The following is a 12,254-nucleotide window of genomic DNA, read 5'->3' as shown; positions in this document are numbered from 1 at the left end:
TATACTATACCCCAGTATAGTAAATAACAATCAGGCGGAAATGATGAGTCATACCATCAGAGATCAAAAGAAGCTGTTGGCGCGGGTGCGCCGCATTAAAGGGCAGGCCGAAGCGCTGGAGCGCGCGCTGGAAAGCGGCGGTGAGTGTTCTGCTATTCTGCAGCAGATTGCGGCGGTGCGCGGCGCGGTCAACGGTTTGATGGCGCAGGTGCTGGAAGGGCACGTGCGCGAACACTTGGCTGCTGCGGACGCCACGCCGCAGCAGCGTGAGCAAGACATCGAGCAATTGATGACCGTCTTACGTTCCTATATGAAATAACCATGATTTCACTGAAAAAACGCACGCCGTGGTTTGGCTGGCTGCGCCGTTGGGCCAAAAGCATCAAGCGCGATATCTATGCGCTGTGGCTGGCGGCCCGCGATCGCCGCACCCCGTGGTACGCCAAGCTGATCGCGCTGCTGGTGGCCGGCTATGCGATCTCGCCGATCGATCTGATCCCGGACTTCATTCCGGTATTGGGCTATCTGGATGATGTGATCATCGTGCCGTTGGGCATCATGCTGGCGGTGCGCCTGATCCCCAAGCCGCTGATGGCCGAGCTGCGCGAGAAGGCGCAACAGCGCGTCGATAATCCCACCGGCCGCATGGCGGCGGCGATGATCATTTTACTGTGGCTGCTGTGCCTGGGGCTGCTGGCCCGCTATCTGGACCAGCATTGGTAGGGTTCAGCGCGCGGCGGCGGCCACGGCGGCGGTCAGGCGGCTGAGCTGTTCCGCTTCGATGATGTAAGGCGGCATCAGGTAAATCAGTTTGCCGAACGGCCGGATCCACACCCCGCGCTCGACGAAACCGCGCTGAAGTTCGGCGACATCCACCGGTTCGCGCATCTCCACCACCCCAATCGCCCCCAGCACCCGCACGTCCGCCACCTTCGGCAGCGCCGCTAACGGCAGCAGTTCCTGCTTCAGCTGGGCTTCGATGGCGCTCACCTGTGCCTGCCAGCGATTTTCCGCCAGCAGCGCCATGCTGGCGTCCGCCACCGCGCAGGCCAGCGGGTTGCCCATAAAGGTCGGCCCGTGCATGAAGCAACCGGCTGCGCCGTTGCTGATGGTCTCCGCCACGTGGCGGGTGGTCAGAGTGGCGGAGAGGGTCATGTAACCGCCGGTCAGCGCCTTGCCCAGGCAGAGAATGTCCGGCACCACCTGCGCGTGTTCGCAGGCGAATAGCTTGCCGGTGCGGCCGAAGCCGGTAGCGATCTCGTCGGCGATCAGCAGCACCTGATGGCGATCGCACAGCTCGCGTACCCTCTTGAGGTAGGTTGGGTGGTAGATGCGCATGCCGCCGGCGCCTTGCACCACCGGCTCCAGGATCACCGCCGCCACCTCACCGGCGTGCTGCTCCAGCAGCGCGGCGAACGGGGCGATGTCCTCTTCACGCCATTCTTCGTCGAAGCGGCACTGCGGCGCGGTGGCGAACAGATGCGGTGCCAGATAGCCCTGATAGAGGCTATGCATCGAGTTGTCCGGATCGCAGACCGACATTGCGCCGAAGGTATCGCCGTGATAGCCGTGGCGCAGCGTCAGGATGCGCTGCCGCCGCTCACCGCGCGCCTGCCAGTACTGCAGCGCCATCTTCAGCGACACTTCCACCGCCACCGAACCGGAATCCGCCAGGAACACGCACTGCAACGCTTCCGGCGTCATATCCACTAACCGGCGGCACAGCGAGATGGCGGCCGGATGGGTAATACCGCCGAACATCACGTGCGACATCTTTTCCAGCTGCTGGCTGGCGGCCTGATTCAGGTGCGGATGGTTGTAACCGTGGATCGCCGCCCACCAGGAGGACATGCCGTCCACCAGACGCCGGCCGTCGGCCAGCTGCAGCTCGACGCCGCTGGCCGACTCGATCGGATAACAGGGCAGCGGGCGGCTCATGGAGGTGTAGGGGTGCCAGATATGACGTTGGTCGAACGCCAGGTCGGAAGCGGTCACGGACATACTTGTAAACCAAATTGAATTAAGATTGGTTGACAGTATATCCACAATATTTAAACTGGCGACACTTTTTCGTTTTGGAGACGCCATGATGGCCGACCGCATTCACTGGACAGTAGGGCAAGCCCAGGCCCTGTTTGATAAACCTCTGCTTGAACTGCTGTTCGAAGCGCAAACCGTACACCGCCAGCACTTCGACCCGCGTCAGGTGCAGGTCAGCACGCTGTTGTCGATCAAGACCGGCGCCTGCCCGGAAGACTGCAAATACTGCCCGCAGAGCTCGCGCTACAAAACCGGCCTGGAGTCGGAGCGGTTGATGCAGGTTGAGCAGGTGCTGGAATCGGCGCGCAAGGCCAAGGCGAACGGCTCGACCCGTTTTTGCATGGGCGCGGCGTGGAAGAACCCGCACGAGCGCGACATGCCTTATCTGCAGCAGATGGTGCAGGGCGTGAAAGCGATGGGCATGGAAACCTGCATGACGCTGGGTACGCTGGATGGCACCCAGGCCGAGCGGTTGGCGGAGGCCGGGCTGGATTACTACAACCATAACCTCGACACCTCGCCGGAGTTCTACGGCAGCATCATCACCACCCGCAGCTACCAGGAACGTTTGGATACGCTCGACAAGGTGCGCGACGCCGGCATCAAAGTCTGTTCCGGCGGCATCGTCGGGCTGGGAGAAACGGTGCGCGATCGCGCCGGGCTGCTGGTGCAGCTGGCCAACCTGCCGAAGCCGCCGGAGAGCGTGCCGATCAACATGCTGGTGAAGGTGAAAGGTACGCCGCTGGCGGATAACGACGATGTCGATCCATTCGATTTCATCCGTACCATCGCAGTCGCGCGCATCATGATGCCGGCCTCTTATGTCCGTCTCTCCGCCGGTCGTGAACAGATGAATGAACAGACGCAGGCGATGTGCTTCATGGCCGGCGCCAACTCGATCTTCTACGGCTGCAAGCTGCTGACCACGCCGAACCCGGAAGAAGACAAAGACCTGCAGCTGTTCCGCAAGCTGGGGTTGAACCCGCAGCAGACCGCCACCGAACACGGCGACAACCAGCAACAGCAGGTGCTGGCTAAGCAGCTGCTGAATGCCGATACCGCCGAGTTTTACAACGCGGCGCCGTGATGAGCTGGTCACAACGTATCGAGCAGGCGCTGGCGGAGCGGCGTTTGAACGCTGCCTACCGTCGCCGACAGGCCACCGAGGGCGGCAATGGTCGCCAGATCCGGCTTGGCGATCGTCTCTACCTGAATTTCTCCGGCAATGACTATCTGGGGCTGAGCCAGGATGCGCGGGTGATCGCCGCCTGGCAGCAGGGCGCGCAGCGTTACGGCGTCGGCAGCGGCGGTTCGGGCCACGTTACCGGCTTTTGCGCGGCGCATCAGGCGCTGGAAGAGCAGCTAGCGGAGTGGCTCGGTTATCCGCGCGCGCTGCTGTTCATTTCCGGCTATGCCGCCAATCAGGCGGTGTTGGCGGCGCTGATGCAGAAAGGCGATCGCATTTTGGCCGATCGTCTCAGCCACGCCTCGCTGCTGGAGGCGGCGGCGCAGTCGCCGGCCGAGCTGCGCCGATTCCAGCACAATCAGCCGCAGGCATTGGCGGATCTGTTGGCCAAACCCTGCGACGGGCAGCGGCTGGCGGTGACCGAAGGGGTGTTCAGCATGGACGGCGACGGGGCACCGTTGGCGGAACTGCATCGTTTAACCCGTGCGGCGGGCGTCTGGCTGATGGTGGACGATGCCCACGGCGTCGGCGTGCGCGGCGAGCAAGGCCGCGGCAGCTGCTGGCAGCAGGGCGTGCGCCCTGAACTGCTGGTGGCGACCTTTGGCAAGGCGTTCGGTGTCAGCGGCGCGGCGGTGCTGTGCGATGAGGCGACCGCCGAGTACCTGCTGCAGTTCGCCCGCCATCTGATTTACAGCACCGCGATGCCGCCGGCGCAGGCCTGCGCGCTGCAGGCGGCGCTGGCCTGCATTCGAGAGGGCGATGAACTGCGCGCCCGACTGCAGGACAACATTCGGCGCTTCCGCCAGGGGGCGGCGCCGCTGGCGCTGACCCTGACGGACTCCGACACCGCCATCCAGCCGCTGCTGATAGGGGACAATCAGCGCACGCTCGATTTGGCGACAAGGCTGCGCGAGCGCGGATTGTGGGTGAGCGCCATTCGTCCGCCGACGGTGCCGCCGGGCGGCGCGCGGCTGCGCATTACCCTGACGGCGGCGCATCAGCCGCAGGATATCGATCGTCTGCTGGAGGTATTGCATGACGTCAGCCAATGACAGGGTGAACAAACAGGCGGTCGCCTCGGCTTTCAGCCGCGCGGCAGGCAGCTACGACGCCGCCGCCGCGCTGCAGCGTGACGTTGGCGAGCGCTTACTGAGGATGGGGAACGCTCATCCGGGCGAACGCCTGTTGGACGCCGGCTGCGGCACCGGCTATTTCAGCCGCCGGTGGCGCGAGCGCGGCAAGCAGGTGACGGCGCTTGATCTGGCGCCGGGGATGTTGGCATTCGCCCGCCAGCAACAGGCGGCGCACCATTATCTGCTGGGCGATATCGAGCAGGTGCCGTTGCCCGACGCGGCGATGGACATCTGTTTCAGCAGCCTGGTGGTGCAGTGGTGCAGCGATCTGCCCGCAGCGTTGGCGGAGCTGTATCGCGTCACCCGGCCCGGCGGCGTGATCCTGTTCTCCACGCTGGCGGCGGGATCGCTGCAGGAGTTGGGGGACGCCTGGCAACAGGTGGATGGCGAGCGCCACGTGAACGCCTTCCTGCCGCTGGCGCAGATCCGTGCCGCCTGTGCCGACTATCGACACGAGCTGGTGACGGAGCTGCGCACCCTGAATTATCCGGACGTGATGACGCTGATGCGTTCGCTTAAGGGCATCGGGGCGACGCATCTGCACCAGGGACGCGAGGGCGGCCTGATGTCGCGCGGCCGTCTCGCCGCTTTGCAGGCGGCTTACCCGTGCCGGCAGGGGCAGTTCCCGCTCAGCTATCATCTGGCTTATGGAGTGATTTATCGTGATTAAACGTTGGTTCGTGACCGGCACCGACACCGAGGTTGGGAAAACTGTCGCCAGCAGCGCCTTGCTGCAGGCCGCCAATCTGGCGGGCTACCGCAGCGCCGGCTATAAGCCGGTGGCCTCGGGCAGCGAGATGACCACCGAGGGGCTGCGCAACGGCGACGCGCTGGCGCTGCAGGCCAACAGCGGCGTGGCGCTGGAGTACGACGAAGTGAACCCTTACGTTTTTGCCGAACCGACTTCGCCGCATATCGTTAGCGCCGATGAAGGCCGGCCGATCGACGCGGCGCGGCTGTCCGACGGCCTGCGCCGGCTGGAACAGCGCGCCGACTGGGTATTGGTCGAGGGCGCCGGCGGGTGGTTTACTCCGTTGTCGGCGCAGTACACCTTCGCCGACTGGGTGCAGCAGGAGCAGCTGCCGGTGATCCTGGTGGTGGGTATCAAACTGGGCTGCATCAACCATGCGGTGTTGACGGCGCAGGCGGTGCAACAGGCGGGGCTGACGCTGGCCGGTTGGATCGCCAACGACGTGGCACCGCCGGGGCGACGGCATCAGGAATACCTGGCCACGCTGCGCCGCATGCTGCCGGCGCCGCTGCTGGGCGAAATCCCGCACCTGCCGCAGGCCGAACGGGCGCCGCTGGGGCAATATCTGGATATTAGCCTGTTATAAACTCTCATCTCAATGAGGGAGCCTCGCTCCCTCATCCTCCGTCCTGTCCCGCCAGACCGACGCCGATCAGCGCCTCATCCAGCTGCGCCAGCGCGCCGTGCGCCACTGTGCGCCCGCTATCCAGCAGGCAAAAGCGATCCGCCACCCGGCGCACGAACGGCAGCTGATGTTCTACCAACAAAATGGTCATGCCCAACTCATAGTTGAGCCTGCGGATCACGTTGCCGATGTCGGCGGCGATCGAAGGCGGCACGCCCGCCGTCGGTTCGTCGAGGATCAGCAGCGCCGGTTCCTGGGCCAACGCACGGCCGATGGCCAGCTGGCGTTGGGCGCCTGCGCACAGATCGCCGGCGCGGCGGGCGCGCATCTGGCGCAAGTTGGGGAACAGGCTGTAGATCAGCGGCGGAATGCGGCGAGGAGCGCCGCGCACGGCCATCTGCGCCACCTGCAGATTCTCTTCCACGCTCAGCTGCGAGAAGAGTTGCCGCCCCTGGGGCACGTGGCTGATGCCCAGCGCGGCCCGGCGCTCCATCGGCTGCAACAGCAGGTTTTGCGGCGGCTCATCCGCCGGCTGCCAGGTCATGCTGCCGCTCACCACCGGCAAGTGCCCCACGATACAGTTGACCAGCGTGGTTTTGCCCACGCCGTTGCGCCCGAGCAGCACGGTGCACTGGCCGCGCGGCAGCTCCAGATTGATGTCCCACAGGATGTGGTTCTGCCCGTAAAATTGATTGACCGATCTCAGGCTCAGCATTTGGCATTCTCCTCATCGACGCCCATTCCACCCGTTGGCGGGTTGCTGCAAAGGCCGCTTTGGCGGCTGATTTCCCGAGTGTGGCAATGCCTGGAACAAAATGCCGTCCGTCCGATGCCCGAACACGGTTAGCGGTGGACGGAATGACAGTCAATATGTCGTGAAAAGCGACGCTTATGACGACTTGGTGTCGTTCTCGCGCTTTTACGAAGGATAGTGCGACGCCGGGATGGGGCACTGGGCAGCGCATTATGCTGCCGCGCCCGGTATGCACGCAGAAAGATAAAGCAACTCCCAGGCCAGTTTTGTCGTCGGATGAAAATGGCAGGTTGTTATCGTCTTGTTAACCGCCGGTCGGGCCTGACGGGCGGCGCCGCGGCGGCTCGAAAATACGCGGGGAAGTTAACCCGAACGTTTTTTGCACTCTTGTGGTGCTCCCCGAGGTGGGCGTGGTGCAAGGCGTTGCGCCGCCGTCAAGAACGATCGGGGCGAAAGGGGACAATGCGATTTTGGCAATGGGGATTTTTAGTATTAATCGGCATAAACAAAGCGATATTTTTATGAAAAAATAACTAAAAAAGGCATTTTGGCGAGTGTAAAGGGCGAAAAGCTTTCTTTCTGTAACTCCCGCCACGGGCGGGGCGGTGAGAGTTATCCACTATTCCTGTGGATAACCTTGTGTATTAGATTTAGAAAAACGCTGTAAAGCGAGAGCGGACGCGGGTTCTGTTCGCTTTGTCCGCATTCTCGTCTTTTTATTAAATTAATTAAATATCAATAGGTTAATTAAAATCAAGACGCAAGGGTATTGTTCGCGCTTCTATGTATGATTTTTCGCCGCGGTGCTATCAATAAGTTAATTTGCGGCAAGTTCTGGGGATAAATCTGTTATTGACAATAAAAATGTCACCCGACTGTAACGCCACGGTGCAATGACGCGCTCGCCACGCCGGGCGCAGCGACGAATCCGCTTGAAGCTGGTTTTATATCCAGTATCATGGGCACTGGCGCAAATCGCCGACACTTTCCATAATTAGGGGCCATGCCCGGCGCAGAGCCGGCTGGCCGCCTGAGCGCGCGCATCTCCACAGGGTAGCCGAGCCATGAGTAAACTGTTCAAACTGCATTCTGAATTCAAACCGGCCGGCGATCAGCCGGAAGCCATCCGCAAGCTGGAAGAGGGGCTGGAAGACGGCCTGGCGCACCAGACGCTGCTGGGGGTCACCGGTTCGGGCAAGACCTTCACCATCGCCAACGTGATAGCCGATTTAAATCGGCCGACCATGGTGCTGGCGCCGAACAAGACGTTGGCGGCGCAGCTGTACGGCGAGATGAAAGAGTTTTTCCCGGAGAATGCGGTGGAGTACTTCGTCTCCTACTACGACTACTACCAGCCGGAAGCCTACGTGCCGAGCTCCGACACCTTCATTGAAAAAGACGCGTCGGTGAACGAGCACATCGAGCAGATGCGTCTTTCCGCCACCAAGGCGCTGCTCGAACGGCGCGACGTGGTGGTGGTGGCGTCGGTGTCGGCGATCTACGGCCTGGGGGATCCGGATCTTTACCTGAAGATGATGCTGCATCTGACCCAGGGCATGATCATCGATCAACGCTCCATTTTGCGCCGGCTGGCGGAGCTGCAGTATTCCCGCAACGATCAGGCCTTCCAGCGCGCCACCTTCCGCGTGCGCGGCGAGGTGATCGACATTTACCCGGCGGAATCGGACGAGCTGGCGCTGCGCGTCGAGCTGTTCGACGAAGAAGTGGAACGGCTGTCGCTGTTCGATCCGCTGACCGGGCAGATCGAGCAGGTGGTGCCGCGTTTTACCATTTACCCTAAGTCGCACTACGTCACGCCGCGCGAGCGGATCATACAGGCGATGGAAGAGATCAAGGTCGATCTGGCGGAGCGCCGCAAGGTGTTGCTGGCCAACAACAAGCTGCTGGAAGAGCAGCGCCTGACGCAGCGCACCCAGTTCGATCTGGAGATGATGAACGAACTGGGTTACTGCTCGGGCATCGAAAACTATTCGCGCTACCTGTCCGGCCGCGCCGAGGGTGAACCGCCGCCGACGCTGTTCGATTACCTGCCGGCGGACGGCCTGCTGGTGGTCGACGAATCCCACGTCACCATTCCGCAGATCGGCGCGATGTTCAAGGGCGACCGCGCGCGTAAGGAAACGCTGGTGGAATACGGTTTCCGCCTGCCGTCGGCGCTGGATAACCGCCCGCTGCGCTTCGAGGAGTTCGAGGCGCTGGCACCGCAGACCATCTATGTCTCCGCGACGCCGGGCAAATATGAGCTGGAGAAATCCGGCGGCGATCTGATCGATCAGGTGGTGCGTCCGACCGGGTTGCTGGATCCGATCGTCGAGGTGCGGCCGGTCGCCACCCAGGTGGACGATCTGCTCTCCGAGATCCGCAAGCGCGCGGCGATCAACGAGCGCGTGCTGGTGACCACCCTGACCAAACGCATGGCGGAAGATCTGACCGAATACCTGGAAGAGCATGGCGAGCGCGTGCGCTATCTGCACTCGGACATCGATACCGTGGAACGGGTCGAAATCATCCGCGATCTGCGTCTGGGCGAGTTTGACGTGCTGGTGGGCATCAACCTGTTGCGTGAGGGGCTCGACATGCCTGAGGTGTCGCTGGTGGCGATTCTGGACGCCGACAAGGAAGGCTTCCTGCGCTCCGAGCGTTCGCTGATCCAGACCATCGGCCGCGCGGCGCGTAACCTGAACGGCAAGGCGATCCTGTATGGCGATCGCATCACCGATTCAATGGCCAAGGCGATCGGCGAAACCGAGCGGCGCCGCGCCAAGCAGCAGGCGTACAACGAAGCCAACGGCATCGTGCCGCAAGGGCTGAACAAGAAGATCGGCGATATCCTGCAGATCGGCCAACCGGTCAACCGCGCCAAGGGCAAAGGCAAGGGCAAGGCAGCGGAAAGCGGCACTCAGCTTCAGAACCTTACGCCGAAAGCGTTGGATCAGAAGATCCGCGATCTGGAGGCGCAGATGTACACTCACGCGCAGAACCTGGAGTTCGAACAGGCGGCGGCGCTGCGCGACGAAATCCATCAGCTGCGCGAGCAGTTCATCGCGATTTCCTGATCGTTTGGCGGCGCCTGCGCTGCGGGCGTCAAAATTCCTTGTCGGCCGCGTCAAAGCTGTTATGGTGTGCGGCCCGATCTGACCGCGAGAGTACCGAACATGAACCAACACCAGTCTAAAGACCCGCTGCACGGCGTAACGCTGGAGCAACTGCTGAATAAACTGGTGGATCACTACGGTTGGTCCGAGCTGGGCGAGCGCATTCGCATCAACTGTTTCCGCAGCGATCCGAGCATCAAGTCCAGCCTGAAGTTTTTGCGCCGAACGCCCTGGGCGCGCAAAGAGGTGGAAGATTTGTATATCGATATGGTCAGCCATCCCGCCCCGGCCAGCGATAACCCCTGGCTGCGCGGGCGCGACGGCTAAATTCGGTCAGCGGCGGGCGGCCAGCTCCACCAGCGCCTGATCCAGCGCCTGACGCAGCAGCTGGCGATCGTGGCGGTAGGGGATGTCGCTCGCTTCCAGCGGCTGTTGAATCACCACCCGATCCTGCACTTCACTGGCGTCCACCGCCGGGCCGACGATCAGCGCGTCGATCATAGGGCGGCCGATCTTATCTTCCATCAGCGTCAGCTTATCCTTTAACGACAGCGCCGCGGCGGCCACGCTCAGCTCGCGGCCGAGGTTGCCGATATAGATCATGCTGGCGCTGCTGCGGCGCAGCGCCTGGGTGAGATCGTCCAGCAGCAGCAGCGGCATCAGGCTGGTGAGGAAACTGCCTGGCCCGATCAGGATCACGTCGGCCTGCGCGATGGCGTCCAGCGCTTCGCGCGTGGCGTTGACCGGCGGCGACAGCATCAGCTCCTGCGGCATATGGGTCAGCTGATCGACATTCACTTCACCGTAAACATGGTTGCCTTCGTGATCGTGCGCCATCAAATCCACCGGCTGTTCCGACATCGGGATCAGCGCGGCGTCCACCTTCAGCAGGCTGCGCACCAGGTTGATCGCTTCCAGCGGGCGCACGCTCAGGTGATCCAGCGCTTTCAACATCAGGTTGCCGAGGTTGTGGCCGGCCAGTTCGCCGTTGCCGCTGAAGCGGTATTCGAACATCGCCGAGGCGACGCTCGGTTCGGTGATCAGCTGGTTGAGACAGTTACGGGTATCGCCCCAGGCAATGCCGCCTTCCGAACGACGGATACGGCCGGTGGAGCCGCCGTTGTCGGTGGTGGTGACGATGCCGGTCAGGCGTGAGCCTAAGGACGACAGGGCCGACATGACACGGCCCAGGCCGTGTCCGCCGCCTAACGCCACCACGCGGTCGAGATCGGCCAGGGTACGATTACGCATAAATTTCCTTACAAAGGGGCTGAACTGCCCGCATAAGGTAGCGGATCCGGCGTAAAAACGCGATAAGAGTGTCATTTGCGTGATTCCGGTCAATTCGTCCGCGCAAGCGATGTTTATCATGGTTTACCAGAATACGCGGCGTCCAAAAACGCTGTATAGACAATTATATAGCGAATTTACGCGTTGGCTATCGTTACCGATTAGCGCTAGAATTCTGTTGAAAACCACGGTTTCGTTCCGGCTACTTAAGGTAGCGGAAAGAGAAATCAAACTCCTAGCCCCTGCGCCTACGTTGTTCATCATGAACGATATGGCGCCTGGGCCGTGGCGAAGTCAGCCACCAGGGTGCAGAGGGGAAACGCTCGCATCTCCCGACTTTGGAAAGGTGTTATGGTACCGCAACTCATTGATGCTTATGAGCGCAAGTTCTATTACCTGCGCTTATCGATCACCGACGTGTGCAATTTTCGTTGCACCTATTGTCTGCCCGATGGCTACAAGCCGAGCGGCAGCCCGAAAAGCTTCCTGTCGCTGGATGAAATCCGCCGCGTCAGCCGCGCGTTCGCCGAGCTGGGCACCGAAAAGGTGCGCCTGACCGGCGGCGAGCCTTCGCTGCGCCGCGATTTTACCGAGATCATCGCCGCCGTGCGGGAAAACCCGGCCATTCGCACGCTGGCGGTCACCACCAACGGCTACCGGCTGGCGCGCGACGTCGCCGCCTGGCGTGACGCCGGTCTGACGGCGATCAACGTCAGCGTCGACAGCCTGGATCCGCGCCAGTTTCACGCCATTACCGGTCAGGATAAGTTCCGCCAGGTGATGGACGGTATCGACGCCGCCTTTAGCGCCGGTTTCAGCAAGGTCAAGGTCAACGCGGTGCTGATGCGCGACGTTAACCACCAGCAGCTCGGCGCCTTTCTCGCCTGGATCAAGGATCGGCCGATCCAGCTGCGCTTTATCGAACTGATGGAAACCGGCGAGGGCGGCGAGCTGTTTCGCAAACACCACGTCTCCGGCGAAGTGATTCGCCAGCAGCTGGAGCAGCAGGGCTGGCAGCGCCAGGCGCGCGGCCGCAGCGATGGCCCGGCGCAGGTGTTCAGCCACCCGGACTATCAGGGCGAGGTGGGGCTTATCATGCCGTACGAAAAAGACTTCTGCGCCAGCTGCAACCGACTGCGCGTTTCTTCCATCGGCAATCTGCACCTGTGCCTGTTCGGCGAGCAGGGCGTGCCCCTGCGCGATCTGCTGGCGGACGACGGCCAGCTCGACGCGCTGAAGGCGCGCATCCAGAGCGGGCTGCTGAGCAAGAAGCAGACCCATTTCCTGCATCAGGGCAACAGCGGGATTACCCAGAACCTGTCGTTTATCGGCGGCTGACAGCCAATAGGAGCTTATTGA

Annotated in this window: 12 protein-coding genes and 1 riboswitch; of the genes, 9 read left to right on the top strand and 3 right to left on the bottom strand. The window is 62.2% G+C overall.

The features are described from left to right. Positions 1 to 43: 43 nt before the first annotated feature. Complete coding sequence (locus ACRAWE_RS13490) at positions 44 to 319, top strand: metal/formaldehyde-sensitive transcriptional repressor (protein ID WP_019453999.1); 276 nt, start codon at positions 44 to 46, stop codon at positions 317 to 319. Positions 320 to 321: 2 nt separating this feature from the next. Then, entirely contained in the window at positions 322 to 723 is a 402-nt protein-coding gene (locus ACRAWE_RS13485) for a YkvA family protein (RefSeq protein WP_019453998.1), read from the top strand. Positions 724 to 726: 3 nt separating this feature from the next. Here ACRAWE_RS13485 and bioA read toward each other — a convergent pair whose 3' ends face one another. Then, positions 727 to 2,001, bottom strand: a complete 1,275-nt coding sequence (bioA, locus tag ACRAWE_RS13480) for an adenosylmethionine--8-amino-7-oxononanoate transaminase (RefSeq protein WP_019453997.1) — start codon at positions 1,999 to 2,001, stop codon at positions 727 to 729. Between the two features lie 88 nt (positions 2,002 to 2,089). Here bioA and bioB point away from each other — a divergent pair, with 88 nt between their 5' ends. Genes bioB through bioD form a run of 4 tightly spaced genes read left to right on the top strand, consistent with a single transcriptional unit; the run spans position 2,090 to position 5,696 of the window. Next, positions 2,090 to 3,127: a biotin synthase BioB gene (gene bioB, locus ACRAWE_RS13475; protein WP_025160023.1), complete on the top strand. Its 1,038-nt coding sequence runs from the start codon at positions 2,090 to 2,092 to the stop codon at positions 3,125 to 3,127. Further along, complete coding sequence (gene bioF / locus ACRAWE_RS13470) at positions 3,127 to 4,278, top strand: 8-amino-7-oxononanoate synthase (RefSeq protein ID WP_019453995.1); 1,152 nt, start codon at positions 3,127 to 3,129, stop codon at positions 4,276 to 4,278. Before bioB ends, bioF begins: the two co-directional genes overlap by 1 nt. Continuing rightward, positions 4,262 to 5,029, top strand: coding sequence for a malonyl-ACP O-methyltransferase BioC (bioC, locus tag ACRAWE_RS13465; RefSeq protein ID WP_063918930.1), 768 nt, complete (start codon positions 4,262 to 4,264; stop codon positions 5,027 to 5,029). Before bioF ends, bioC begins: the two co-directional genes overlap by 17 nt. Next, the gene (gene bioD / locus ACRAWE_RS13460) at positions 5,022 to 5,696 is read left to right on the top strand and encodes a dethiobiotin synthase (protein WP_019453993.1); all 675 of its coding nucleotides are present in this window, start codon (positions 5,022 to 5,024) and stop codon (positions 5,694 to 5,696) included. Before bioC ends, bioD begins: the two co-directional genes overlap by 8 nt. 31 nt (positions 5,697 to 5,727) lie before the next feature. Here bioD and ACRAWE_RS13455 read toward each other — a convergent pair whose 3' ends face one another. After that, entirely contained in the window at positions 5,728 to 6,450 is a 723-nt protein-coding gene (locus ACRAWE_RS13455; protein ID WP_019453992.1) for an ATP-binding cassette domain-containing protein, read from the bottom strand. 1,103 nt (positions 6,451 to 7,553) lie between these two features. Between ACRAWE_RS13455 and uvrB the strand changes: the two genes are divergently transcribed. Next, positions 7,554 to 9,566: an excinuclease ABC subunit UvrB gene (gene uvrB, locus ACRAWE_RS13450; RefSeq protein WP_432525473.1), complete on the top strand. Its 2,013-nt coding sequence runs from the start codon at positions 7,554 to 7,556 to the stop codon at positions 9,564 to 9,566. Between the two features lie 99 nt (positions 9,567 to 9,665). Continuing rightward, complete coding sequence (locus ACRAWE_RS13445; RefSeq protein ID WP_019453990.1) at positions 9,666 to 9,932, top strand: VF530 family DNA-binding protein; 267 nt, start codon at positions 9,666 to 9,668, stop codon at positions 9,930 to 9,932. A 6-nt stretch (positions 9,933 to 9,938) separates the two neighbouring features. Here the strand turns inward: ACRAWE_RS13445 and yvcK are convergent, their stop codons facing one another. Beyond that, a complete protein-coding gene (gene yvcK / locus ACRAWE_RS13440; protein WP_019453989.1) occupies positions 9,939 to 10,856 on the bottom strand; it encodes a uridine diphosphate-N-acetylglucosamine-binding protein YvcK in 918 nt (305 codons plus the stop codon). A gap of 259 nt (positions 10,857 to 11,115) precedes the next feature. Further along, positions 11,116 to 11,260: riboswitch (molybdenum cofactor riboswitch) on the top strand. On the opposite strand from yvcK, the gene moaA reads away from it, so the two are divergent. Beyond that, positions 11,247 to 12,233, top strand: a complete 987-nt coding sequence (moaA, locus tag ACRAWE_RS13435; RefSeq protein ID WP_063918937.1) for a GTP 3',8-cyclase MoaA — start codon at positions 11,247 to 11,249, stop codon at positions 12,231 to 12,233. Its footprint overlaps the riboswitch before it by 14 nt. Positions 12,234 to 12,254 lie beyond the last annotated feature (21 nt).

Origin of the sequence: Serratia sp. BFP-2025, from assembly GCF_050880365.1 — a bacterium.
Classification (GTDB): domain Bacteria; phylum Pseudomonadota; class Gammaproteobacteria; order Enterobacterales; family Enterobacteriaceae; genus Serratia; species Serratia surfactantfaciens.
Note: the sequence above shows the minus strand (reverse complement) of the source record. Positions and strands in the feature narration are given on the sequence as shown.

Excerpts from the sequence above, each read along its gene's own strand:
- ACRAWE_RS13455 (WP_019453992.1), bottom strand. The coding sequence starts at position 6,450 with ATGCTGAGCCTGAGATCGGTCAATCAATTTTACGGGCAGAACCACATC.
- bioB (WP_025160023.1), top strand. The coding sequence starts at position 2,090 with ATGGCCGACCGCATTCACTGGACAGTAGGGCAAGCCCAGGCCCTGTTT.
- moaA (WP_063918937.1), top strand. The coding sequence starts at position 11,247 with ATGGTACCGCAACTCATTGATGCTTATGAGCGCAAGTTCTATTACCTG.
- yvcK (WP_019453989.1), bottom strand. The coding sequence starts at position 10,856 with ATGCGTAATCGTACCCTGGCCGATCTCGACCGCGTGGTGGCGTTAGGC.
- bioF (WP_019453995.1), top strand. The coding sequence starts at position 3,127 with ATGAGCTGGTCACAACGTATCGAGCAGGCGCTGGCGGAGCGGCGTTTG.
- ACRAWE_RS13490 (WP_019453999.1), top strand. The coding sequence starts at position 44 with ATGAGTCATACCATCAGAGATCAAAAGAAGCTGTTGGCGCGGGTGCGC.
- ACRAWE_RS13485 (WP_019453998.1), top strand. The coding sequence starts at position 322 with ATGATTTCACTGAAAAAACGCACGCCGTGGTTTGGCTGGCTGCGCCGT.
- bioC (WP_063918930.1), top strand. The coding sequence starts at position 4,262 with ATGACGTCAGCCAATGACAGGGTGAACAAACAGGCGGTCGCCTCGGCT.
- ACRAWE_RS13445 (WP_019453990.1), top strand. The coding sequence starts at position 9,666 with ATGAACCAACACCAGTCTAAAGACCCGCTGCACGGCGTAACGCTGGAG.
- bioA (WP_019453997.1), bottom strand. The coding sequence starts at position 2,001 with ATGTCCGTGACCGCTTCCGACCTGGCGTTCGACCAACGTCATATCTGG.
- uvrB (WP_432525473.1), top strand. The coding sequence starts at position 7,554 with ATGAGTAAACTGTTCAAACTGCATTCTGAATTCAAACCGGCCGGCGAT.